Here is a 23,713-nt window from a genome sequence, read left to right on the forward strand (position 1 = left end):
CATGGTCATCCCTGGAGGCGTGTCGGGTGTATCAAGAGTTCCAGAAGTTTTGAAAGGCTTGTGTTATGAGCAATACCCTGACCCTGCCGGCCGAGACGCGCGCGAAGACTGGCAAGGGAGCCAGCCGCACCCTGCGTCGTGAAGGCCGCGTGCCCGCCGTGATCTATGGTGGCAACGCCGAACCTATTTCGATCCACGTCGAAGCCAAGGAGCTGACCCGTCAGCTCAACACCGGCACTTTCTTCGACAGCGTGATCGAGCTGACCGTTGACGGCCAGACCATCAAGACCATTGCCAAGGACGTTGCGCTCCACCCCGTGAGCGACCGTGCCGAGCACGTGGACTTCCTGCGCGCTTAATTGCGACAGGCGCCGCATGATGCGGCGATGAAACAGGCGGGAAAGATGGCCTTGCAAAGGGCGCATTTTTCCCGCCTTTTCTTTGCGCCAGATGGGAATATTGAAACGATGCAATTGTGGGTGGGCCTTGGCAATCCGGGCGACCAATACAAGATGAACCGCCACAATGTGGGCTTTATGGCCTGCGATGTGATTGCGGACATGCATCGCTTTGGCCCGGTGCAGAAAAAGTTTCAGGGCTGGCTTCAGGATGGCCGCATCGGGACAGAGCGGGTGATCCTGCTCAAACCGGCCACCTTTATGAATGAAAGCGGGCGCGCCGTGGCCGAGGCTATGCACTTTTTCAAGCTCGACCTCGACGCCCTCACCGTCTTTCATGACGAGCTTGATCTGGCCCCCATGAAGGTCAAGGTCAAACGCGGCGGCGGCCATGCCGGGCATAATGGCCTGCGCTCCATCGCCCAGCATATGGGGCCGGATTATCGGCGGGTGCGCATCGGCATCGGCCATCCGGGGCATAAGGATCGTGTGACGGGCCATGTGCTGGGCAATTATGCGAAATCCGAAATGGACGATCTGGCCGACATGCTGGGCGCGATCGGCGCCGAAGCGCCATGGCTGGCCAAGGGCGACGATGTGCGCTTTATGAATGATATTGCGCTGCGGCTTGCCTGAGTTTCAACGCATTACTGGCGCGTTGCTTTATCATTAACCGCGCTTCAACCGTTATTGCCCCATAGATCGCGCCGATTAGATGGCGCAATCGGCGGGCAAAGTGCCCTGCCGCGTCAACAGGACGGGGCATCATGGCACTAACCCAGCAACCGGGGCACCAGCAGGACGCTCAGCAGCAAAGCGGGCGCAAGCAGAACTGGCTGCTGACCGGCGTGACCATCGGCAGCATCATTCTGGCCATTCTGGGCTGGACGCGCAAAGTGGATTGCGGATGTCCCAAGGACCTGAACGCCACTGTGTCGAGCGCGATCAAGGGTCTGGGCGAAGGCATCGGACAGGGCAATGGCTCGAAGGCGCTGGACGCCAAGGGTCTGGCCATTCGCGTGGGCGCGCCCGATGCGGGCAAGACTTCGCCGCAGGGCCGCTCGGCCATTCTGGGCGTCGGCACTGGCGCTACAACTTCGCCCGCCAATCTGGCCAACACACGCGGCCCGCTGGGCGTTGGACGCGGGATAGGCACGGGCGCGACGCCTTCCGGCAGCGGCAATCTGCGCGCGGATGGCACGCCGTTTGACGGCAGCGGCAATGGCTTTGCCCGCAACAATGGCGCCAATGGCATCGGCGCCACCGCATCGCGCGGAACCAGCGGCGGCCCCGGCAATCCCTCGGGCGGATCGGGCGGCGCATCCAGCGGCCAGTTGATCCCCAATGGCCAGTCGGCAGGCACGACCAGCACCGGTTCGACCGGCGGCACCGGCTCTCAGGGCACCGGATCGACATCGGGCGGATCACAGCCGGTGAGCAGCAGCGGCGGATCGGCCAGCGGGCAAGGTTCAGGTCAGGGTTCAGGTCAGGGCGCAACCTCTGGCGGCGTGACCAGCACCAGTTCGACCACTTCGGGCGGCGCGGTTTCCACCAGCGGCGGAAGCACCGGCGGCGCGAACACCACCGGCAGCACCACAACCACTGGCGGCACGACCGGCGGGCGCGATCCCTTTGGCCCGCGCGATCCCAGTATTCGCCCCGGCGGTGATGGCGCAACCTCAGGCGGGCGCGGCCCTGCGGGTGGACCCGACGGACAGGGCGGTCCGGGCGGAAATCGCCCCGGCGCAGGCGGGCCTGACCGCGACGGCCATAACGGCAATGGCGGGCGCGATCCGGGCGGGCGCGGAAACGGTGAACATGGCAACGGCTGGTTCGACGGTTTCCACTTTGGCGACAAGGACAATGGCAAGGGCGGGGGCGCAGGCGCGACCGACGTTCCCGAACCGGGCACCTTTGGCTTGATGGGCATTGGCGTGGCCGGGCTGGGCTTTGCCTCTTGGCGCCGCCGCCGGGGCAAGGGCGCGGCGGCCCGGCAGGCCGATGATGCCCAAAGCGAGGAAGGCAAGGCGGCCTGAACCCCACTTTTCCCTTGATTTCGCCCCTTGGCTGGACCATCGCGCGCCCATGACCAAGGCCCCGCCACAGCGGGGGCCAATGACGCGCGCCTGCCTTGCATAAAGGCAGGCCGCAAGGCGATTAAAAGGATCGAGCGATGGGTTTCAAATGCGGGATCGTCGGCCTGCCCAACGTGGGCAAGTCCACCCTGTTCAATGCGTTGACCGAAACGCAGGCGGCGCAGGCGGCCAATTATCCCTTCTGCACCATCGAACCCAACGTGGGTCAGGTGGGCGTGCCCGATCCGCGCCTTGACAAGCTGGCCGAAATCGCCGGCAGCCAGAAGATCATCCCCACGCAATTGTCGTTTGTCGACATCGCCGGTCTGGTGCGCGGCGCATCCAAGGGCGAAGGTCTGGGCAACCAGTTCCTTGGCAATATCCGCGAAGTGGACGCCATCGTCCATGTGCTGCGCTGTTTTGAAAATGACGACATTCAGCATGTCGACAACCGCGTGGACCCGATTTCGGACGCCGAAACGGTCGAAACCGAACTGATGCTGTCCGACCTTGAAAGCCTTGAAAAGCGCGTGGCGGCGGCTCAGAAAAAGGCCAATAGCGGCGGCGACAAGGAAGCCAAGATTCTCGTCTCGGTGCTGGGTCAGGCTTTGGAACTGCTGCGCGATGGCAAGCCTGCCCGCCTGACCGTGCCCAAGGATGAAGACGAAGCCCGCGTCTTTGCGCAGGCTCAGTTGCTGACCGCCAAGCCTGTGCTTTACGTCTGCAACGTCGAGGAAGAAAGCGCGGCCACGGGCAATGCTTTTTCGGCCAAGGTATTTGAAAAGGCCAAGGCCGAAGGCGCCACCGCCGTCATCGTTTCGGCCGCCATCGAGGCCGATCTGGTCGGCATGGACGCGGCAGAACGCACCGAATTCCTCTCCGAATTGGGCCTTGCCGAAACGGGTCTGGCGCGCATCATCCGCGCGGGCTACGAATTGCTCGGCCTGCTGACCTTCTTCACCGTCGGCCCCAAGGAAGCCCGCGCATGGACCGTGGCCAAGGGATCGAAGGCCCCGCAGGCCGCAGGCGCGATTCACTCGGATTTCGAACGCGGCTTTATCCGGGCCGAAACCATCGCCTATGACGATTACGTCTCGCTGGGCGGCGAAGCGCCTTGCCGCGATGCGGGCAAGCTGCGGCAGGAAGGCAAGGAATATGTCACCAAGGACGGCGACGTGTTCCACTTCAAGTTCAACGTGTAATGAGCGCTGAATTCCAGACCTTTTTCGAAGACCTCGTACAGGGCGAAACGCATAAGTTCGGCCAGTATGAGGTCAAGCGTGATGAAGTCATCGACTTTGCCCGCGCCTATGATCCGCATGAATTCCACCTGTCGGACGAGGCGGCCGCCAACAGTCATTTCGGCCGCCTTTCGGCCAGCGGTTGGCACACTTGCGCGATGACCATGCGGATGATGGTGGATCAGATGCATGAAAAAGGTCTGGCCAGCATGGGCGGCGCGGGGGTCGATGAATTGCGCTGGATGGCGCCGGTCTATCCGGGCGACGTTCTGCGCGTGGAATCGGAATTGCTGGAAAAACGCCGCAGCCGCTCGCGCCCCGAAATGGGTCTGATCCGGCGGCGCAACACCGTGTTCAATCAGGAAAACCGCGCAGTGATGAGTTTCCTTGTCACGGGCATGATCGCCTTGCGCGATCCGTCAGCCCCCTTTGAGGATTGACGCGAATTTGCAAGATTACAGGTTCAGGGCCATTGGTATGAAACAATTTTTCCGTCTGATGGCCGCCCTGTTCCTGTCGCTGGTTCTATCGCTGGCCGGGCTGGCTCCGCCCGCCGCCGCGCGCGGCAAGGCGCCCGAACGCATCCCCACGATCCTGATTTCCATCGACGGTTTTCGCCCCGATTATATCAGCCCTGCCCTCACCCCCAATCTGGCCGCGATTGCGGCCAAGGGCGTGTCGGGCACGATGACGCCATCCTTTCCCACGATCACCTTTCCCAATCACTGGACGCTGGCCACCGGCCTGCGCCCCGACCGGCATGGCGTCATCAATGGCGCGATGAGCGATCCGGCCCATCCCGGCGTCATCTTCGGCAAATCCAGCGAGCAGCCATGGTGGTGGGACGGCAGCGGCGGCCCGGTGCATGTCGAACCGATCTGGGTGGCCGCCGAGCGCGCGCATATCCGCAGCGGCATCATGTTCTGGCCCGGATCGACCACGGCCATCGACGGCATCCGCGCCAGCGACTGGCAGGCCTATCACGCCGATCTGCCCAATCATGAACGCGCCGAGGTGGTGCTGGACTGGATGCGGCGGCCCGCCAATATCCGGCCCGGTCTGGCGCTGCTCTATTTTGGCGATGTGGATGTGAACGGCCATCGCCATGGACCGGGTTCGCCCGAAACCACCGCTGCGATCCGCGATGTGGATGCCGCCATCGGCTATCTGCGCCGGGGGTTGGCGGGGATGCATCGGCAGGTTAATCTGGTGATCGTCTCAGATCACGGCATGGCGCATACCATTCCCGACCATGTGATCTGGCTGAAGGATTACGTGGCCAAGGAAGATTACGCGCTCGTTTCCTATGGCGGCATCCTGTTCATCAACAATGTGCCAGGGCATGAGGCGAAGCTGGCCGAAAGCCTCAAGAAAATGCCCGCTTTTATCCATTGCTGGGGCAAGGGCGAATTGCCCGAACGCTTTCACTATGGTCGCAATCCGCGCGTGCCCGACTGGCTGTGCCTGCCCGATCCGGGGGCGCGGATCATGGACGGCAACCCTGAACACCCCAATGACGGCGGCGACCATGGCTATGATCCGGCCAGCCCCGACATGCGCGCCCTGTTTCTGGCCACCGGCCCGGCCTTCCGCTCCGGCACGCATCTGCCCGTATTCGACAATGTCAGCATCGAGCCGCTGCTGCGCCGGTTGATCGGTCTGGCGCCCGGCAAGGACCGCGACGGGACGGTGGCCCCGGTGGAAAAGGCGCTGCGTTAGGGCCTATTTCCGCCCAAACAGCTTTTCAATATCCCCATGCGCCAGCTTCACCCAGGTCGGCCGCCCGTGGTTGCACTGGCCTGAGCGCGGGGTCACTTCCATCTCGCGCAGGAGAGCGTTCATTTCGGCCACATTGAGCGCCCGGCCCGCCCGCACGCTGCCATGGCAGGCCATGGTGGCCAGCACCAGATCGAGCCTTTCGCCCAGCAGCAGCGCGTCCCCATTGGCCGCCAGATCGTCAGCCACATCGCGCACCAGCGCCTGAACATCTCCCTTGCCCAGCGCGGCGGGAACCGAACGCGCCAGCATCGCGGTCGCGCCAAAGCGCTCCAGCGCCAGCCCGTGCTGCGCCAGCGTGGGGATCGCCTCCTCCAGCCGGTCGCAGCTCGGCTCGTCCAGTTCGATCACCTCGGGCAGGAGCAGCGCCTGCGCGGCGGCCACCTTGTCCCCCGCGCCTGCCGCCTTCAGGCGCTCCAGCACGATGCGTTCATGGGCGGCATGTTGATCGACGATCACCAGACCATCCTGCGCCTCGGCAATGATATAAGTATGGGCAACCTGCCCGCGCGCCACGCCAAGCGGGTGACGGACGGCCTCGGGCGCTGCTTCCTGCGCAGCCTCGGCGCGGCCCATCGGCAGATCCTGCGCGGGCGCCATCACTTGCGCCTCATAGCCGCGCCATGCAGCGCCCGCCTCGCTGACGCGGTTGGGAGTGGGGGCATATTGGCGGGCGAACAGGCTCGACAAAGCGGGCGCGGGCGCAGGAGCAATCGGCTCAACCTGCCCAATTCCCGATGTCCAAGCGGCCATGGCCGGGGCCGCCGGGGTCTGGGCAGTCTTTTGCCCCGCCCCCTCCAACGCATGGCGCAGGCCCGACACGATAAAGCCCCGGATAAAGGCCGGATCGCGGAAGCGCACTTCGGTCTTGGCCGGGTGGACGTTGACATCCACCTCCTCGGGCGGAACATCGAGAAACAGCGCCAGCACCGCATGGCGATCACGCGCCAGCATATCGGCATAGGCCCCGCGCACCGCGCCCACCAGCAGGCGATCCTTGACCGGGCGACCATTGACGAAAAGATACTGATGATCCGCCACGCCCCGGTTGAACGTAGGCAATCCCGCCACGCCGGTCAGCCGCGCCGGGCCACGTTCGAGATCGATAATCACCCCATCCTCGGCCAGTTCGCGCGCGACGATCTGCGCCACGCGGGCCGGGCCGCTCTGTCCCGGCTGGACCGAGAGGACGCGCCGCCCGTCATGCTCCAGCACAAAGCCCACCTCGGGCCGCGCCATGGCAAGGCGGCGCACCACATCGAGGCAGGCGGCATATTCGCTGCGCCCGCTGCGCAGGAATTTGCGCCGCGCCGGGATTTTGGCAAAAAGATTGTCCACCCGGATCCGCGTGCCCGGCGGCAGCGCGGCAGGCGCGTCCTCGACCACCTCGCCATGATCGACCACGCGGCGCCAGCCCTCGGCGGCGCCACGCGGACGGCTCTCGATGGAAAAGCGCGCGACGCTGGCGATGGAGGGCAAAGCCTCGCCGCGAAAGCCAAGGGTGGTGACCAGCTCGATGGCCTCATCGGGCAATTTGGATGTGGCGTGCCGCTCCAGCGCCAGCGCCATCTGGTCAGGCGCCATGCCGCAGCCATCGTCGGTGACCTCGATCGCATCCAGCCCGCCATCGGACAGGCGGACGCTGATCTGGCCCGCGCCCGCGTCGATGGAATTTTCCATCAATTCCTTGAGCGCGGAGGCAGGTCTTTCGACCACTTCGCCGGCGGCGATGCGGTTGACCAGATTTTCGGGCAGGCGGCGAATGATCGGCATGAACCCCATATAGAATGCCTTGAGGCAAAGCGCAGGACGCCGCCGCGACAATTTCCACCGATTTTCCGCAAATGCGTGAGGCCAATCGCCACCGCGTTGGTGCAATCGTCACATGAATCGGTCATGGCCGGGTTCAAGCGAAAGCGATTCGCGCCGATCCGTTGATGCATTGCAGGACAGAGCCAACAAATTTTTGGCCTTTGTGCTGCTCATGCGTTATGGAGCGGCGCGCCCACACCCCAATATCCTGCCGGACGTTCAGAATGTCCGGCAAAGCCACGGAAGCCTCGATGTCGTCCTTTTTCTCGCGTTTCATGAAATTCGGTTCGCAAAACATGGCTATCGACCTCGGTACGGCCAATACGCTGGTCTATGTGCAGGACCGGGGAATCGTGCTGAACGAGCCCAGCGTGGTGGCCATCGAGACGATCAACGGCAACAAGAGCGTCAAGGCCGTGGGCGATGATGCCAAGATGATGATGGGCAAGACCCCCGACAGCATCGAGGCGATCCGCCCGCTGCGCGACGGCGTGATTGCCGACATCGAAATCGCCGAAGAAATGATCAAGCATTTCATCCGCAAGGTCCATGGCAAGCGCAGTCTGTTCCGTTACCCGGAAATCGTGATCTGCGTCCCCTCGGGCAGCACGAGCGTTGAACGCCGCGCGATCCGCGATGCGGCCAGCAATGCGGGCGCTTCGCAGGTTTACCTGATCCTCGAACCGATGGCCGCCGCCATCGGCGCCGATATGCCCGTGACCGAGCCGGTGGGTTCGATGGTCGTCGACATCGGCGGCGGCACGACCGAAGTGGCCGTGCTTTCGCTGCGCGGTCTGGCCTATACCACTTCGGTGCGCGTGGGCGGCGACAAGATGGACGAAGCCATCGTTTCCTATGTCCGCCGCCATCATAACCTGCTGATCGGTGAAGCCACCGCCGAGCGCATCAAGAAGGATTACGGCATCGCCGTGATGCCCGCCGACGGCATTGGCGAAACGATCCACCTCAAGGGTCGCGATCTGGTCAATGGCGTGCCCAAGGAAATCACGATCACGCAGGCCAATATCGCCGAAGCGCTGTCCGAACCGATCAGCGCGATCATCGAAGGCGTGCGCATCGCGCTGGAAAACACCGCGCCCGAACTGGCCGCCGACATTGTCGATCAGGGCATCGTGCTGACGGGCGGCGGCGCGCTGATCAAGGGGCTGGACGATTATCTGCGCGAGGAAACCGGCCTGCCGGTGTCGATCGCGGAGGATCCGCTGTCCTGCGTGGCGCTGGGCACGGGCCGCGCGATGGAAGATCCGATCTATCGCGGCGTGTTGATGACGGCCTGATCGATTAAAGTGTTGGTTCCCTGTCCGCCGCTGATACATGGATCACGGCGGACAGATAATGCGTAGGAAAGGCGGGATGCATGGCTCCGCCAGGCAACCGGCGCCCGGGCTATTCGCGCAGGGCGCATAACAATATCTTCTTCGCCTATGTGGCCGCCGGTGTGGGCGCGCTGGTGGGCGGCGCGCTGCTGTTCGGTTCGATGAGCAGCACCGGCAATTTCGCGTCCCTGCGCAATATGGCCAGCGATGTGACCCAGCCTGCGGCGAAGCTCTCGGCGCAGGGGCGTTCGGCTGCGGGCGGCGCATGGGGCGTGGCGGCGGGCTATTTCACTTCGGGTCCGGAAAACGCGCGGCTGAAAAAAGAGGTCGCGCTGGGCCGGGTTCAGGCGGTCGAACTGGCGACGGTGAAACAGGAGAACGAGCGGCTCAAGGCCATGCTCGGCCTGACATCGGACACGCCCAAGCCCATCACCTTTGGCTGGCTGGTGGCCAGCACCAGCGCCAGCGCGCGGCGTTATGCCACGATCTCGGTGGGCAGCCTTCAGGGCGTGAAAAGCGGGATGCCGGTGCGCACGCATCAGGGGCTGATCGGGCGCGTGCTTGAGGTCGGCCTCCATTCGGCGCGGGTGCTGATGATCACCGATCCGGAAAGCGTGGTGCCGGTGCGCAGGGCCAGCGATTCGATCCCCGCCTTTGCCACCGGCAAGGGCGATGGCACGGTGCAATTGCGGCTTCTGACGTTGGGGCTCAATCCGCTCAAGGTGGGCGACGCCTTTGTCACCTCGGGTTCGGGCGGGCTGTATTGGCCCGGCACGCCGATCGCGGTGGTCTCCAGCCTGACGCGCGATGGGGCGATTGCCCGCGTGCTCGGCGATCCGGCGGTCAGCGAGATGGTGGCCGTGCTGCCCGCATGGGCGCCGGGCGATGATCCCACCCTGCCCCCGCCCGCCGACCCGGTAAAGGCCAAGGCGGACGCCGACGCCGCGGCCAAAGCCGCTGCCAAGGCGGCCAAACAAAAGGCGGCGGAGTAAATGCCCGCCAACCGGCTCTCGCGCAGGATCAGCCGCGCGCCATCGCCGCTGATCGCCTATGCCGCGCCATGGGCCACGGTGGCGCTGGCCTCGTGCCTGCCGGGATGGCCGCTGATTGCGATGGCGCCGATCATGCCGCCGCTGGGCTTCATGACGCTGCTGGCATGGCGGCAATTGCACCCCGGCCTGTTGCCGGTCTGGGCGGGCGCGGTGCTGGGGATGGTCGATGATCTGTTCAGCGGCGCCCCCTTTGGCGCGGCCATGGCGCTGTGGTCGGTCACGATGATCGTGATGGATGTGATCGAGGCGCGCTTTCCATGGCGTAATTTCCTCACCGACTGGCTGGTGGCGGGGGTGTTTATCATCGCCTATCTGGCGCTGGGCTGGGTGATTGCGGGGCGTTCGGGCGGGATGATCGCGCCCGAACTGATTATGCCGCAAGGGTTGGTGGCGCTGGTGGCCTATCCGATGGTGGGGCGCACGGTCGGCCTGATCGACCGCTGGCGTTTGATGCGATTCCGGGTGCTGGGTTGATGGCAAAGCGCAAGAAAGCGCCAAAATTGATTACGCCGGCCATGCTGCGCGACAGTTTCGACCGTCGCTCCATGGTGGTGGGTGTTCTGCAGGGCGGAGTCGGCGTGCTGCTGGCCACGCGCATGGGCTATATCGCTCTGGCCGAGAGCCAGAAGTATCAGATGATGGCGGAAAGCAATCGGGTCAACCTGTCGCTGATCCCGCCGCGCCGGGGCTGGATTCTGGACCGCGATGGCCAGCCCATCGCCAGCAACCGCGCCGATTTCCGCGTCGATCTGATCCCCGACCGGGTGATCGAAAAGGAAAAGACGCTGGAGGAACTGGCCAAGGTGCTGGGGCTGGACGAGATCGCGTTGCAGGATGTGCGCGACCGGCTGGACAAGGCGCGCGGGTTTCAACCCGTCGAGGCCGGATCGCATTTAAGCTGGGAACAATTCGCCGCGATTTCGGTGCGTCAGCCCGATATGCCCGGCGTGGTGCCCCAGCGCAGCTTCTCGCGCTATTACCCCTCCGGTCCCTGCGTGGGCCATCTGGTGGGCTATGTCGGCGCGGCCAATGCCAAGGATTATGAGAAAGAGCATAATCCGCTGCTGATCACGCCGGGCTTCAAGATCGGCAAGGATGGGCTGGAAAAGGTCTACGATCAGGTGCTGCGCGGCGAACCGGGCGCGCGGCGCACCGAGGTGACGGCCAGCGGCAAGATCGTGCGCGATCTTGAAACGCGCGAGGACGTGCCGGGCAAGCCGATCAAGTTGACCGTTCATGCCGGATTGCAGGAATATGCCTCGCGCCGGATCGGCACGGAAAGCGGCGCCTGCGTGGTGATTGACTGCCTGACCGGCGACATCCTGTGCTTTGTCTCCATGCCCAGTTTCGACCCCAACAGCTTTACCGACGGGGTCGGGCGGCTGGAATGGAAGATGCTGTCGGATGACGATCATGTGCCGCTGCGCAACAAGCTGCTGCACGGGCTGTATCCGCCCGGTTCGACGGTCAAGCCTACGGTGGCGCTGGCCTTTCTTGAGGCGGGCCTGTCGCCCACGGCCTCGGTCAATTGTTCGGGCGGGCTGCGCGTGGGCAACCGCGTGTTCCACTGCTGGAACCATCATGGCCACGGCAGCGTGGATATGGCCAAGGGCATCTATCAGTCCTGCGACGTCTATTTCTATCACTTCGCCCAGCAGATCGGCATGGATCAGATTGCCAAGACCATGCGCAAGATCGGCTATGGTCAGAAATTCCCCATGCCCTTCCCCAGCCAGTCTTTTGGCACCGTGCCCGACCCGGCGTGGAAGATGAAGAAATATGGCAAGGAATGGGCGATTTACGACACGGTGAACGCCACCATCGGCCAGGGCTATGTGCAGGTGACTCCTTTGCAGCAGGCGGTGATCGCGAGCCGCCTTGCCAGCGGCAAGATGCTGTTGCCGCGCCTGATGCATGACGACAAAATCGGCACGCCCGCCTCGCTGGATTTCCCGCAGGAGCATCTCGATCTGATCCACTCGGCGATGAACGAGATGGTCAACGGGCGCGGCACCGGCGCGCGAGCGCGCATCCCCATCCCCGGCGTGCAAATGGCGGGCAAGAGCGGCACCGCGCAGGTGGTCGGCCTCAACATCGGCAATGGCAAGGGCGGCTTGTGGCGCCACCGCGACCATGGCCATTTCATCTGCTTCGCCCCGTTTGACAAACCGCGCTATGCCTGCGCGGTGCTGGTCGAACATGGCGGCGGTTCGGGCGCGGCCATGCCGATCGCCAAGGATGTGATGACCTATATGTTCGATCAGCAGAAGGCGTGGGACGCATTGGCCCCGCTGGAGGCCGGATGGGGCGGCACCCCGCAACAGAGGCAGGCGACCAAATATCGCGCCTATGCCGCGCAATATGGCGTCAGCGCGCCTGCGGTTCAGGACAGCGACGAGGCACTGGCCCGCGAGAGCGAGGCCGATGCGCGGCCCACACCCCAGCCGATCCAGTCGGACGCCGCCCCGCCTGCGCCCGAACCCATTGCGGACGACACGCCCGCGCCCGCGCCATCCCCCGCGCCTTCGGCCACCCCCTCGGGCACAGCGGGCCAGCATCCATGAGCATGACTGTCATCCCCGCGCCTCTGCGCGGCCTGCCATGGCGGGTGCTGATCCCGCTTACGGCGCTGGTGCTGTTTGGCGCAACGGTGCTGTGGTCGGCGGCGGGGGGCCATTGGTCGCCCTATGCGTGGAAGCATATTTTCAACTTCGGCCTGTTTCTCTCGCTGGCCATTGCAATTTCTCGCCTGCCCGAACGCGCCTTTCGCCAATCGGCCTATCCGATCTATGGCGGCCTCGTGTTCCTGCTGATGCTGGTCGAGGCGGTGGGCAAGGTCGGCGGGGGCAGCCAGCGCTGGCTCAACATCGGCTTTATGAACCTCCAGCCTTCGGAACTGATGAAGCCTGGGATCGTGCTGGTGATGGCGCTGTTTTATGCCAGCCTGCCGCCCACGCTGATCCGCAGTTGGCGCGCGCTGGTGCCGCCTTTGATCCTGCTGGGCGTTCCTGCCGCTCTGGTCATGCTGCAGCCTGATCTGGGTACGGCGCTGGCGATCTGTTTTGGCGCAGTGGTGGTGGTGTTCATGTCGGGCGTGCCGATGTGGTGGTTCATCAGCGGCGGCGCGGCGGCGGCCGTGGTGGCCCCCCTCGCCTTCTTTTTCGCGCTGCATGATTATCAGCGCAAGCGCGTGCTGGTGTTCATGGACCCGGAGGCCGACATGCTGGGTTCGGGCTATCACATCACCCAGTCGAAGATCGCCATCGGTTCGGGCGGCTTCTTTGGCAAGGGGCTGGGCAATGGCACACAGAGCCATCTGAAATACCTGCCCGAGGCCCATACCGACTTTGCCTTTGCCACCATGGCCGAGGAATGGGGGATGATCGGGGGGCTGTTTATTCTCTTCGTGTTCTTTGTCGTGCTGTTCCGCTGGGGCATGGGCGTGGCGCGGCGCGCGCCGGATCGCTTCAGCCAACTGCTGGCCGCAGGCATGACCGCGACGATCTTTTTCTATGTGGCGATCAATATGATGATGGTCATGGGTCTGGCGCCTGTGGTGGGCATTCCCCTGCCCTTTATCAGCCATGGCGGGTCCTCGATGATGACCAACATGATCTGTATCGGCACGATCATGGCCGTTGACCGCTGGACCAAACGGACCGGCGGCAGGCTGGGCTGAGGCGCGATTAACAAGTCACGCAATTTTTTTGAAAGAATCACTTGCGCCCCCGCGATCACACGCTAAAGGGGGCGCCTCCGGAGGGAAGCCAACCAAGCTTCTCCGCAAAAACCGGTACGGACGCATAGCTCAGTTGGTAGAGCAGCTGACTCTTAATCAGCGGGTCCTAGGTTCGAGCCCTAGTGCGTCCACCACGGTTTTTTCGCCTTTACGGCGTGGATGGACGCATAGCTCAGTTGGTAGAGCAGCTGACTCTTAATCAGCGGGTCCTAGGTTCGAGCCCTAGTGCGTCCACCAAAATCTTCTGGCCCTTTTGGCACAGACGGACGCATAGCTCAGTTGGTAGAGCAGCTGACTCTTAATCAGCGGGTCCTAGGTTCGAGCCCTAGTGCGTCCACCACCCTTTCCTGACAGATCGCTTTCCATTTGCCGCGATGGTCGATAGTGGCCGCGCCATGGCCCATATGCCCTCCCCTTCGATCAAGCGCCTGCCCGGTCTGGAACTGCTGCGGCTGGTGGCGGCGTCGTGCGTGCTGCTGCTGCATGTGCGGGCGGTGTTTGGCGGACAAAGGGTGTTTGGGCTGGGCTATCTGGGGGTCGATTTCTTCCTGATGCTCTCCGGCTTCCTGATGGCTCGGGTGCAGGAGCCGAGGCTGGACCATGGCGCGGCGCCATGGTCGTTTCTGCGGCGGCGCTTCTGGCGGCTGTGGCCGATGATGGCGCTGGGCGGGTTGATCGGCTTGCCGCGCCTTTGGCTGCGCTCGGCCGATCTGCCCAATTTCCTGCTGGCGGCGCTGCCCAATATGGCGCTGCTGCCGGTGTGGTGGTGGACCTTTGCCTTTCCGCTCAATATTCCGGCATGGACGATGACCTGCGAGCTGGCCTGCAATGCGGCCCATGTGCTGGGCCTGTGGCGGTTGCGGCGGTGGTGGCTGATTGGGCTGGCGGCGGCGCTGCTGGTGGCGGATGGCTGGATCTCGTGGCATTTCCACGGGCTGGACGTGGGGCCAAAGAGCGACAATTTCTTCTGGGGCGCGCTTCGTTGCCTTGCCGCCTATGTGCTGGGCATCGTGCTGGCACGCTGGTGGCAGGAAGAGCCTGCGGTGCCCGTGCCATGGTGGGTGGCGCTGCCCCTGATGCCCGCGCTGCTGCCGCTGGTGTGGTGGACCAAGGCGCAGGGCTGGTGGTTCGACATCGGCTTTGTCGTGCTGGCCTGCCCGCTGATGATTGCCGGGGCCATGCGGCTAGACAGGTTTCACCGCGCAGCGCTGTGGCTAGGCCAGATCGCTTTTCCGCTGTTCGCGCTGCAAATGCCGATCCTTCAGGGCATCCGGCAATTGGGCGGTAATTACTGGATCGGGCTGGGCGTGGCGGCGGCGGCGGGGGTTTTGGTGGCGGTTTTGGCGGCCCATATATCCGCCTGGCGCATACTAAGAAGAAATAATGTGATGGCGATGTGATGCGCCTCTTGAAATCACAGTGTCATGTGATTACCTCACATTCATGACACAGAACATCATCGATCGCGTTCGCCGCCTCGTCAACGAAGGGGGCATGACCCGCGCCGGTCTGGCCCGCGCAGCAGGGCTTCATGCCAACACCCTGCGCGATGTCAACGAAGCGGAATGGAACCCCACCGCCGAAACGCTGGGCAAGCTTGAGCGTTTCCTTGACGAGAGCGACGAGACCCCGGTGCTGGTCAGCATCGAGGAAATCATCGAGGAGGCCCGCAACGGGCGGATGTACATCCTTGTCGATGACGAAGACCGCGAAAACGAAGGCGATCTGATTATCCCGGCCCAGATGGCCACCCCCGCCGCGATCAATTTCATGGCCACCTATGGCCGCGGCCTTGTCTGCCTTGCCCTTTCGCATGAACGTGTTGACCAGCTTGGTCTGGAACCGATGAGCCGCCGCAACGGCACCCCGCTGGGCACGGCCTTCACCGTCTCGATCGAGGCCAAGGAAGGCATCAGCACCGGCATTTCAGCCGCCGATCGCGCGCGCACCGTCTCGGTTGCCATCGACGGCAGCAAGGGCCCGGCCGACATCGTCAGCCCCGGCCATGTGTTCCCTCTCCGCGCGCGTCCGGGCGGCGTGCTGGTGCGCACCGGCCACACCGAAGCGGCGGTGGACATTTCGCGCCTTGCGGGCCTCAACCCCTCGGCCGTCATCTGCGAGGTGATGAGCGATGACGGCACGATGGCGCGTCTGGATGATCTGCTGCTGTTTGGCCGCCAGCATGGCATCAAGATCGCCACGATCCGCGACCTGATCGCCTATCGCCGCAAGCATGACCGCATGGTCAGCCTGAAGTCGGAAACCTCCTTCAAGAGCCGTTTCGGCGGCGAATGGCAGGCCCGCGCCTATGCCAACAAGGCGACCGGCGAGGAAAATCTCGTCCTGCTGAAAGGCCGTATCGACCCCAGCAAGCCGACGCTGGTGCGCATGCATTCCACCTCGATGTTCAGCGATCTGCTGGGCGAAGATAGCCCGCGCGCCGATCTGCTGCACCGCTCGATGGAAATCATCGGCGAGGAAGGCGCGGGCGTGATCGTTTTCGTCAACCGCCCCCATTCGGAAGTGTCCAAGTCCTTCGAATATCGCCAGCTGGCGATTGACGGCAACACCAAGCCGCTCGAAGAACTGCGCGATTACGGCGTGGGCGCGCAGGTTCTGGCCGAGCTGGGCATCCATGAGCTGGTGCTTTTGACCAATACGCATCATACGCTTGTCGCGCTGGAAGGTTATGGGCTGACCATCACCGAAGAACGCCGCATTGCTTGATTGAAGGACCTATCATGGCCAAGTTTCTGATTGTCGAAGCCCGCTTCTATGACCACCTCAACGATATGCTGGTCGAAGGCGCGCGGGCCGCGCTGAAGGCGGCAGGGCATAAGGTCGATGTGCTGACCGTGCCGGGCGCGCTGGAAATTCCGGGCGCCATCTCGCTGGCTGAGGCTTCGGGCGAATATGAAGGCTATGTGGCCATCGGCGTGGTGATCCGGGGTGAGACCTATCACTTCGAAATCGTGGCGGGCGAAAGCGCGCGCGGGATCATGGCGCTGACCATGGATGGCATTGCAATCGGCAACGGCATCCTGACGGTCGAAAACGAAGAACAGGCCATCGTGCGCGCCGACCCCAAGCAAAAGGACAAGGGCGGCGAAGCGGCCAAGGCTGCCCTCGCCCTGCTGGCGCTGAAGGAAAAGTTTGGCGCGTAAAACGCCGGACAGGATAGGAAAAAGGGCGCGGTGGTCATCCCATCCGCGCCCTTTTCTTTTACCAGACCTTCACGCGGCGCGCAGGCGGCAGATAGAGCTTGTCGCCCGGCTTCACATTGAACGCCTTGTACCATGCATCCAGATTGCGCACCGTCAGCGCGCGATATTGCCCCGGCGCATGGCCATCGGTGGCGATCTGGGCGCGCAGGGCGGCCTCGCGCACCTTGGTGGCCCAGCTTTGGGCAAAGGCGAGGAAGAAGCGCTGATCCCCGGTCATGCCGTTGATGACGGGCGCTGCCTTGCCTTTGAGCGAGGCATGATAGGCGTCGAGCGCCGCAGCCAGCCCCGCCACATCGGCAATATTCTCACCCAGCGTCAGCTCGCCCTGAACATGCAGGCCCGTAAATGGCTCATAGGTGCTGAACTGGTCAGCCAGCGCCTTGCCCGCCCGTTTGAAGCGCGCCATGTCCGCAGGCGTCCACCAGTCGCGCAGACGGCCCGAGGCGTCGAAGGCCGCGCCATTGTTGTCAAAGCTATGGCTGATCTCATGGCCGATCACCGCGCCGATCGCCCCATAGTTGAAGGCCGCATCGGCCGCCGGATCATAGAACGGCTTTTGCAGGATCGCGGCGGGGAAATTCAGCGCATTCTGCACCGGCAGATTGACCGCATTGACCAATTGCGCATTCATCCACCATTCGCCCCGATCCATTGGCTTGCCGATCTTGGCCAATTGCAGGCGGTATTCGTTGAGACCCGCCGCCTTGGCATTGGCATAGGCCTTGTCGGGGCTGAGCGTCAGCGCCGAATAATCCTTCCAACGGTCGGGATAGCCCACGCCCACGACAATGCCGCGCACCTTGGCGATGGCCTCCTGCTTGGTGGCGGGGGCCATCCAGTCGAGCCGCCCGATGCGGGTGGCAAAGGCCTCCTTGATGCCCGACACCATGCCCTGAATACGCGCCTTGTCGCCGGCGGGGAAGTATTTGGCGACATAGAGCCGCCCCAGCGCATCGCCCAGCGCGCCATTGAGCGCGGCAATCGCGCGGCGTTCGCGCTTGCGCTGAACCTTTACGCCCTGCAAGACCGCGCCGTAAAAGGCAAAGCGGTCATCGTCGATCTTCGTCGGCAGGACTGAGGCATATTGGTTGATCTGGTGAAAAGCCAGCCAGTCCTTCCACACATCCAGCGGTTCGGAGGCGACCAGCGCAGCGATGCGCGGGATCGATTGGTCGTGGAAGGCGGCAAAGCGATCCTGATGGGCCAGACCGGCGGCGGTGAAGAAGGCCTCCCAGTCGAGGCCGGGCGCCTTTGCGGCGAAATCGGCGCGGGTCCATTCGGCGTTGGCGTGCTGGAAATCCTCGCTCTGCTCACGGCTTTCGTGGGCCTGCGCAATCTTGGCTTCCAGCTCGTAGATTTTGCCCGCGCGCGCCTCGGCATCAGCAGGCGTGGCGGCCAGACCGGCATCGGCAAGGATCGTGGCAATATAGGCGCGGTATTTGGTGCGAATATCGGCCATCTTGGCGTCGGCCGAGAGGTAGTATTCGCGCTCGGGCAGGCCCAGCCCCCCTTGCAATACATAGGGCATCACCGCCGTGCCATTAAGGGATTGGGTGATGAACAGGCCGAAGAGGTTCTCGGTCTGAAAATCGGTGGCGTTAAGGGGATCTACGTCGGCGCGGACCTGTGCGCCCAACACACGGGCCAGATCAGCCTTATTCGCAATCGCAGCAAATGCGGCCAGATCACCCTGCACCGGAGCCATGCCCGCCGCGTTGATCGCCCCCGTATCCAGATAGGCGCGATAGTAATCGTGGATCAGCGCGGCGTCACTGCCGGGCTTGGGATGGCCCGCCACCACATCGGCGACCAGCGCGGTGATTCGCTTTTCGGTCGATTGATCGGCGATATAAAAGCCGCCAACCGAGGCCCGATCGGCCGGGATTTCGGTTTCGCGGGCCCAAACACCATTGGCGAAGAGGTAAAAATCATCTCCGGGGCGGACAGAACGATCCATTCCGGATGCATTCAACCCCACCGAAGCCCCCTTGGGCGCACCCGCCGCATGGGCCATCATCGGCATGGCCAGCGCCAGCGGGCAAAGGCCAAGTGCCAGCGCCCGACGAAAATCTGCAATCTTGGGCATTATCCTGTCCTTACAATATAATAGCGCCACCCCTCCTGTCGGGCGTCCCGGCATAGAGCCCGCAAGACAGAGCCAGTCAACAAGTTACAATGATGTCAGTAAGACCGTCATGGCGCTGGAGATAAGCCAATCGGCGGGTTTGAATAGTCCAAATGAGGCGAATCTGCACAAGACACCAACATATCTGACGATCTACATAGTGGTAATCACCTAGCAGCGCTTGTTCAAATGCGAACCACACCCACCTATCGGCCAGTATCAACCACCAACAATGCCCCGATGCAGAGCAATCGGCAAAGGGTCGCAATGTCCAGAAACAGGGATAGCATGGACCGGACGAATGACACCCTCGCGCTGATGCAATGCCTGCGCAATGCACTTGATCGGCTGGATGCCATTAATGCCTTTACCGCAGCTGCACACTTGGATGCCTGTTTGCATGCTCTGAGCGATTACTTCATTTCCGACGAAAATAACTCGAAAGGCGATTAATCGGTATTACCCCTAATATTCCCAACACCCCTGCTTGGGCTAAACTACGCAGACACCAGTAGCTATTTCTGCTGCTGCCATGTTTTGCTGCTAGCACGGGGGACATCGTAAGGGATGAACTGGACCGACAGAAATTCTGCCGCTCTGGCCGGGGCGGCTCCTCAAATCTGGAAAGAGCCCGAGGGCAGCCAGCCCGTCAACCAACGTTTGCGCACATTGGCGCAATCGCTGCTTAATGCCGCCATGGAACTGGAAAAGGCGCCGCCTGCGGTGCCTGTCGAAGATGGCGGAGCCGGTATCGCGGCAAGGCCGAAATCGGACCCGGCCGAACAGGCCCAACAGCTTTACCGCGAACGCCGCCGCCGGATCGAGGCCTTTGGCGACGACACGCTGTTTGGCGAACCCGCGTGGGACATCCTGCTCGACCTGTTCGTGGCCGGAGAGCGCGGCAAGCGCGTGGCCGTGACCAGCGCCTGCATCGGCTCCGGCGTGCCCAGCACGACGGCGCTGCGCTGGCTCAATGTGCTGGAACTGCGCGGGATGGTCGAGCGCGAGGATGACAATCACGATGCACGCCGCTCCTTCGTCCGCCTGACCGCTAAGGCGCGGTCGATGATGCTCGACTATTTCGCCAATCTCTGAATACCGCACAGGGCAAAACAAAAGGGCGGGGAGCAAACTCCCCGCCCTTTCCGTTTCCGGCGTCCGGAAGGCTTTTTAGACCTTCAAACGGCCAAAGGCGCTCTTGCCGGCATAAAGCGCGGCAACGCCAAGCTGTTCCTCGATGCGGATCAGCTGGTTATACTTGGCCAACCGGTCAGAACGGGCCAGCGAGCCGGTCTTGATCTGGCCGCAGTTGGTGGCAACGGCGAGGTCGGCGATGGTCGCATCCTCGGTTTCGCCCGAACGGTGGCTCATCACGGCGGTATAGCCCGCGCGCTGCGCCATCGAAACGGCTTCCAGCGTCTCGGTCAGCGTGCCGATCTGATTGACCTTCACCAACAGCGAGTTGGCCAGACCCTGATCAATGCCCATGGCCAGACGCTTGGGGTTGGTCACGAACAGGTCGTCACCCACCAGCTGCACCTTGTCACCGATCAGATTGGTGAGCGCGGCCCAGCCTTCGAAATCGTCCTCGCTCATGCCGTCTTCGATCGAGATGATCGGATAGTCGGCAGCGAGCTTGGCGAGATATTCGGCGAATTCGACCGGGCTGAGCGAGAGGCCTTCGCCGCTGATCTCATACTTGCCGTTCTTGAAGAATTCGGTCGAGGCGCAGTCGAGCGCGAGCAGGATGTCGCTGCCCAGCTTGAAACCGGCCTTTTCGATCGAGGTCGACACGAAATCGAGCGCGGCGCGCGTGCTGGCGATGTTGGGGGCAAAGCCGCCTTCGTCGCCCACGGCCGTGGCCAGACCCTTTTCGTGCAGGCCCTTCTTGAGCGTGTGGAAGATTTCCGCACCCCAACGCACCGCCTCGGAGATCGAGTCAGCGCCGACCGGCATGATCATGAATTCCTGGAAGTCGATCGGATTGTCGGCATGTTCGCCGCCATTGATGATGTTCATCATCGGCACGGGCAGAACATGGGCCGAAACGCCGCCCACATAGGAATAAAGCGGCAGACCGCGCGCGTCGGCAGCGGCCTTGGCCGTGGCCAGCGAGACGCCCAGAATGGCGTTGGCGCCGATGCGCGCCTTGTTGGGCGTGCCGTCCAGTTCGATCATGGCAAGGTCAATGTCGCGCTGATCTTCGGCATCGACGCCGACGAGCGCTTCGTGGATTTCGGAATTCACCGCTTCCACCGCCTTGGTGACGCCCTTGCCCAGATAGCGGCTCTTGTCGCCATCGCGCAGTTCAACCGCCTCATGCGCGCCGGTGCTGGCGCCCGAGGGCACGGCGGCGCGGCCAAAGCTGCCATCTTCGAGCAGCACATCGACTTCGACCGTGGGATTGCCACGGCTGTCCAGAATTTCGCGAGCGTGGATGTCGATAATCGCGGTCATGGCGTGTTCATCTCCTCTCGGACACCTTTCAGATGCCCTCAAGACGATTCCCTTAGCAGCGGAACCTTGGCAGGCAAGGTGCATTGCAGCATGATAGGAGCGAGGCGAGCAAATCGATGCGAATTCATCACGCGATTCTCTACGCCCCGCCCAAGAGAAGGATGATAAGCCATGGCCGATGAAACCAACGCTCTTGTTGCCGACGCTGCCCAAGCCGTTACCGAAACGGCCGATGGTGTGAAGGCCAAGTTCAGCAAGGCGATTGACGACGCGCGCGCGGGCGCCCTCGCGCTGGGCAAGGATTTGCAGGAAAAGGCTGCGCCCTATACCGAAAAGCTTTCGAGCGGCGAATTGCTGGCCGAAGCCAAGGCGATTGGCGAACAGGCCAAGGAACGCGCGCTGCATCTGGCCGCCGATGGCAAGGTGAAGGCGAGCGACGCCATCACCTCGCTGGGCAAGGTTGTGGCCGACAATGCGGGCCTTGTCGATGACAAGCTGGGCGAGAAATACGGCGATTATGCCCGCAGCGCGGCCCGCGCGCTTCAGGAAACCGGCGCCAAGCTGGAATCCAAGGATCTGGAAGAGCTGGGCAAGGAAGCCACCGAATTTGTGAAGAAAAATCCGGTGATCGCCGCCGGCGCGCTGATCGCGGTGGGCTTTGCCCTGACCAAGCTGCTAGGCGGCAAGAGCGACGAAGAAGCATAAGCCGAAAGGCATGTAGCGCAGGGCGCCGGGCGGTTTGACGCCGCTCCGGCGCTTTGGTGCAAGTATTGAAGGGGGCCTGATGCCCAAGCATCGGCAAGACAGCAGCGAAATCGACGAGCCAAGCCTCGAAGAGGATTTCCACGGCCTGTTCACATCGACCCGCGCGGCGTTTGACAGCGAGATCGAATATCAAAAGGCCCGCGCCGGAATGGCTGTGGGTCTTGTGCTGCGCATTGCGGGGCTGACGGCGCTGGCGCTGGCGCTGGTGTTTTTCCTGCTGATGGCGATCATCATGGGCTCGCTGCTGGGTCTGGCGACGCTGGTGGGGCCGTGGGGGGCGATGGGCATCGTGGTGGCGCTGTTGCTGCTCATCACGTTCTGGAGCGTGCTGAAGGTCAAGCGGGCCATCCGCAGGCTGATCACGCTGTTTTCCGCTTCGGAAGGTGACGCATGAGCCCGGCCGAGGAAAAACTGGCGCAATTGCGCGCCGCGCGCGATGCGGCCCGCGCCGAATTTCTCAGCCGCTCCACGCGCATCCGCGCTCTGGCCGAGCCGGGCGAATTGGGCCGCCGCCTAACCAATGACATACAGGTGCAGGGGCGCAAGGCGCTCTCGCAGGCGATGGAGATTGCCGCCGACGAGCGCGGTGTGCTGGCGGGAACCTTGACCGCGCTGATGCTCTGGCTGGCGCGCAAGCAGATCTTTGCCAAGGCGGTCGAACTGGCGCCCAAGGCCAAGCCGGCATGGGCCAAGGCGCGCGAAAGACTGCAATCGGGCCTGTCGAAAATCCTCGCCCGCCTGCCCGGAAAGGGTGATGGGGTATAAAACTTGCGCGAAACGCAATCAGAATATGCTTGATTTCAACCTTGGTGGCGCTTGCTGATCGGCTTGGCCCGATGCTATGGCAAAGGCTCAATCCTCCAATTTGCTGGAAACAAGCCATCATGTCCCAACTTCTCCACCTCGTCATCGGCGGTCGTGTGCGTGACCCGCAGGGCCTCGATTTCGTGGACCTCAGCGCGCTCGATTATGTCGGCGTGTTTCCCGATTACGCTTCGGCCGTGGAAGCATGGCGCGGCGCGGCCCAGCGCAGCGTTGACGATGCCGAGATGAAGTATGTGGTCGTCCATCTGCACAAGCTGCTGGAACCCGGCCACGAACATTGATCGGCAACGGGTTCATCCCGCATCGGTCCAAATGAAAAGGCCCCGCCGATCAGCGGGGCCTTTTCATTTACGCCAGAGGCGCGGATCAGATAAATTCGATCTTTTCCACGGTATAGAAACGATCGCCCGCGGGCACGCGGACCTCGATGTCTTCGTCAACCTTCTTGCCGATCAGCGCCCGGCCCAGCGGCGAGACATAGCTGATCCGGCCCAGTTTCGCGTCCGCCTCATAGGGGCCGACGATCTGGTAACGCACCGGCTTGTCGTCATCGTCCAGCAAAGTGACGGTGGCGCCAAAGATGATCCGGTCGCCAGAAAGCGTGGTGGGGTCGATGATCTGCGCCCGGCTGATCTTGTCCTCAAGATCGGCGATCGTGGCTTCAACCTGCCCCTGACGCTCCTTGGCGGCGTGATACTCCGCATTTTCGGAAAGGTCGCCATGCGCGCGCGCTTCCTCGATCGCGTCAACGATCCGGGGCCGCTCTTCCCGCAGCGCCTTCAGCTCGGCCGTCAGCTTTTCATAGCCAATCGCCAGCATCGGCAGCTTTTCGATACTTGCCATCCGTGAAACTTCCTTCATGGCCCTTCCCTCCGCCGGGACAGTCG

24 protein-coding genes, 3 tRNA genes and 1 pseudogene are annotated in these 23,713 nt (G+C 63.1%); 23 read left to right on the forward strand and 5 right to left on the reverse strand.

Going from position 1 to position 23,713, the window contains the following annotated elements:
• Nucleotides 1–65: 65 nt before the first annotated feature.
• The 6 genes and pseudogenes from rplY to GGR38_RS08210 all read left to right on the forward strand — a co-directional run.
• A pseudogene (rplY, locus tag GGR38_RS08185) lies at nt 66–353 on the forward strand (50S ribosomal protein L25); the annotation flags it as partial.
• A gap of 114 nt (nt 354–467) precedes the next feature.
• On the forward strand, nt 468–1,034 hold the full coding sequence (pth, locus tag GGR38_RS08190) for an aminoacyl-tRNA hydrolase (RefSeq protein ID WP_183624404.1): 567 nt from the start codon (nt 468–470) through the stop codon (nt 1,032–1,034).
• Nucleotides 1,035–1,165: 131 nt separating this feature from the next.
• Entirely contained in the window at nt 1,166–2,434 is a 1,269-nt protein-coding gene (locus GGR38_RS08195) for a PEP-CTERM sorting domain-containing protein (RefSeq protein WP_183624406.1), read from the forward strand.
• Between the two features lie 137 nt (nt 2,435–2,571).
• Nucleotides 2,572–3,675 (forward strand): redox-regulated ATPase YchF, encoded by a 1,104-nt coding sequence (gene ychF, locus GGR38_RS08200; protein WP_183624408.1) that lies wholly within the window; start codon nt 2,572–2,574, stop codon nt 3,673–3,675.
• Nucleotides 3,675–4,154 carry a MaoC family dehydratase gene (locus GGR38_RS08205; RefSeq protein ID WP_183624410.1) on the forward strand — a complete coding sequence of 160 codons (480 nt, stop codon included), beginning with the start codon at nt 3,675–3,677 and terminating at the stop codon, nt 4,152–4,154. Before ychF ends, GGR38_RS08205 begins: the two co-directional genes overlap by 1 nt.
• 37 nt (nt 4,155–4,191) lie before the next feature.
• Nucleotides 4,192–5,433 (forward strand): alkaline phosphatase family protein, encoded by a 1,242-nt coding sequence (locus GGR38_RS08210; protein WP_183624412.1) that lies wholly within the window; start codon nt 4,192–4,194, stop codon nt 5,431–5,433.
• A gap of 3 nt (nt 5,434–5,436) precedes the next feature.
• On the opposite strand, the gene mutL is transcribed toward GGR38_RS08210, so the two are convergent.
• Nucleotides 5,437–7,263, reverse strand: a complete 1,827-nt coding sequence (gene mutL / locus GGR38_RS08215; protein WP_183624415.1) for a DNA mismatch repair endonuclease MutL — start codon at nt 7,261–7,263, stop codon at nt 5,437–5,439.
• A gap of 133 nt (nt 7,264–7,396) precedes the next feature.
• A complete protein-coding gene (locus tag GGR38_RS08220; protein ID WP_183624607.1) occupies nt 7,397–7,579 on the reverse strand; it encodes a hypothetical protein in 183 nt (60 codons plus the stop codon).
• Here GGR38_RS08220 and GGR38_RS08225 point away from each other — a divergent pair.
• From GGR38_RS08225 to ribH, 11 genes are all read left to right on the forward strand, one after another.
• A complete protein-coding gene (locus GGR38_RS08225; protein WP_168602564.1) occupies nt 7,554–8,600 on the forward strand; it encodes a rod shape-determining protein in 1,047 nt (348 codons plus the stop codon). The genes GGR38_RS08220 and GGR38_RS08225 overlap by 26 nt on opposite strands.
• Before the next feature lie 80 nt (nt 8,601–8,680).
• On the forward strand, nt 8,681–9,631 hold the full coding sequence (locus GGR38_RS08230; protein ID WP_183624417.1) for a rod shape-determining protein MreC: 951 nt from the start codon (nt 8,681–8,683) through the stop codon (nt 9,629–9,631).
• A complete protein-coding gene (locus GGR38_RS08235; RefSeq protein ID WP_183624419.1) occupies nt 9,632–10,165 on the forward strand; it encodes a rod shape-determining protein MreD in 534 nt (177 codons plus the stop codon).
• Nucleotides 10,165–12,255 carry a penicillin-binding protein 2 gene (gene mrdA, locus GGR38_RS08240; RefSeq protein WP_183624421.1) on the forward strand — a complete coding sequence of 697 codons (2,091 nt, stop codon included), beginning with the start codon at nt 10,165–10,167 and terminating at the stop codon, nt 12,253–12,255. Before GGR38_RS08235 ends, mrdA begins: the two co-directional genes overlap by 1 nt.
• Complete coding sequence (rodA, locus tag GGR38_RS08245; protein ID WP_183624423.1) at nt 12,252–13,370, forward strand: rod shape-determining protein RodA; 1,119 nt, start codon at nt 12,252–12,254, stop codon at nt 13,368–13,370. Before mrdA ends, rodA begins: the two co-directional genes overlap by 4 nt.
• Nucleotides 13,371–13,488: 118 nt before the next feature.
• Nucleotides 13,489–13,564 (forward strand) — tRNA-Lys (locus GGR38_RS08250).
• 27 nt (nt 13,565–13,591) lie between these two features.
• A tRNA-Lys gene (locus tag GGR38_RS08255) sits at nt 13,592–13,667 on the forward strand.
• A 27-nt stretch (nt 13,668–13,694) separates the two neighbouring features.
• A tRNA-Lys gene (locus GGR38_RS08260) sits at nt 13,695–13,770 on the forward strand.
• 55 nt (nt 13,771–13,825) lie between these two features.
• Complete coding sequence (locus GGR38_RS08265) at nt 13,826–14,830, forward strand: acyltransferase family protein (protein ID WP_183624425.1); 1,005 nt, start codon at nt 13,826–13,828, stop codon at nt 14,828–14,830.
• A 43-nt stretch (nt 14,831–14,873) separates the two neighbouring features.
• Complete coding sequence (gene ribB, locus GGR38_RS08270) at nt 14,874–16,157, forward strand: 3,4-dihydroxy-2-butanone-4-phosphate synthase (protein WP_183624427.1); 1,284 nt, start codon at nt 14,874–14,876, stop codon at nt 16,155–16,157.
• Between the two features lie 14 nt (nt 16,158–16,171).
• A complete protein-coding gene (ribH, locus tag GGR38_RS08275) occupies nt 16,172–16,594 on the forward strand; it encodes a 6,7-dimethyl-8-ribityllumazine synthase (protein ID WP_168602557.1) in 423 nt (140 codons plus the stop codon).
• Nucleotides 16,595–16,652: 58 nt separating this feature from the next.
• Here the strand turns inward: ribH and GGR38_RS08280 are convergent, their stop codons facing one another.
• Nucleotides 16,653–18,740: a M13 family metallopeptidase gene (locus GGR38_RS08280; protein WP_183624429.1), complete on the reverse strand. Its 2,088-nt coding sequence runs from the start codon at nt 18,738–18,740 to the stop codon at nt 16,653–16,655.
• 327 nt (nt 18,741–19,067) lie between these two features.
• On the opposite strand from GGR38_RS08280, the gene GGR38_RS08285 reads away from it, so the two are divergent.
• Nucleotides 19,068–19,232: a hypothetical protein gene (locus GGR38_RS08285; RefSeq protein ID WP_183624431.1), complete on the forward strand. Its 165-nt coding sequence runs from the start codon at nt 19,068–19,070 to the stop codon at nt 19,230–19,232.
• A gap of 114 nt (nt 19,233–19,346) precedes the next feature.
• Nucleotides 19,347–19,874, forward strand: a complete 528-nt coding sequence (locus GGR38_RS08290) for a MarR family winged helix-turn-helix transcriptional regulator (protein ID WP_246404345.1) — start codon at nt 19,347–19,349, stop codon at nt 19,872–19,874.
• Between the two features lie 75 nt (nt 19,875–19,949).
• Here GGR38_RS08290 and eno read toward each other — a convergent pair whose 3' ends face one another.
• On the reverse strand, nt 19,950–21,236 hold the full coding sequence (gene eno / locus GGR38_RS08295) for a phosphopyruvate hydratase (RefSeq protein ID WP_183624433.1): 1,287 nt from the start codon (nt 21,234–21,236) through the stop codon (nt 19,950–19,952).
• Between the two features lie 171 nt (nt 21,237–21,407).
• Between eno and GGR38_RS08300 the strand changes: the two genes are divergently transcribed.
• The 4 genes from GGR38_RS08300 to GGR38_RS08315 all read left to right on the forward strand — a co-directional run bounded on the left by GGR38_RS08300 (nt 21,408) and on the right by GGR38_RS08315 (nt 23,107).
• Nucleotides 21,408–21,941: a hypothetical protein gene (locus GGR38_RS08300; RefSeq protein WP_216650982.1), complete on the forward strand. Its 534-nt coding sequence runs from the start codon at nt 21,408–21,410 to the stop codon at nt 21,939–21,941.
• Nucleotides 21,942–22,020: 79 nt separating this feature from the next.
• On the forward strand, nt 22,021–22,395 hold the full coding sequence (locus GGR38_RS08305) for a phage holin family protein (protein WP_183624435.1): 375 nt from the start codon (nt 22,021–22,023) through the stop codon (nt 22,393–22,395).
• Complete coding sequence (locus GGR38_RS08310; RefSeq protein WP_183624437.1) at nt 22,392–22,766, forward strand: hypothetical protein; 375 nt, start codon at nt 22,392–22,394, stop codon at nt 22,764–22,766. Before GGR38_RS08305 ends, GGR38_RS08310 begins: the two co-directional genes overlap by 4 nt.
• A gap of 119 nt (nt 22,767–22,885) precedes the next feature.
• Nucleotides 22,886–23,107, forward strand: a complete 222-nt coding sequence (locus GGR38_RS08315) for a DUF4170 domain-containing protein (RefSeq protein ID WP_172342426.1) — start codon at nt 22,886–22,888, stop codon at nt 23,105–23,107.
• 85 nt (nt 23,108–23,192) lie between these two features.
• Here GGR38_RS08315 and greA read toward each other — a convergent pair whose 3' ends face one another.
• Nucleotides 23,193–23,669, reverse strand: coding sequence for a transcription elongation factor GreA (gene greA, locus GGR38_RS08320; RefSeq protein WP_183624439.1), 477 nt, complete (start codon nt 23,667–23,669; stop codon nt 23,193–23,195).
• Between the last annotated feature and the right edge of the window lie 44 nt (nt 23,670–23,713).

It is taken from the genome of Novosphingobium sediminicola (genome assembly GCF_014196525.1).
Classification (GTDB): Bacteria; Pseudomonadota; Alphaproteobacteria; order Sphingomonadales; family Sphingomonadaceae; genus Novosphingobium; species Novosphingobium sediminicola.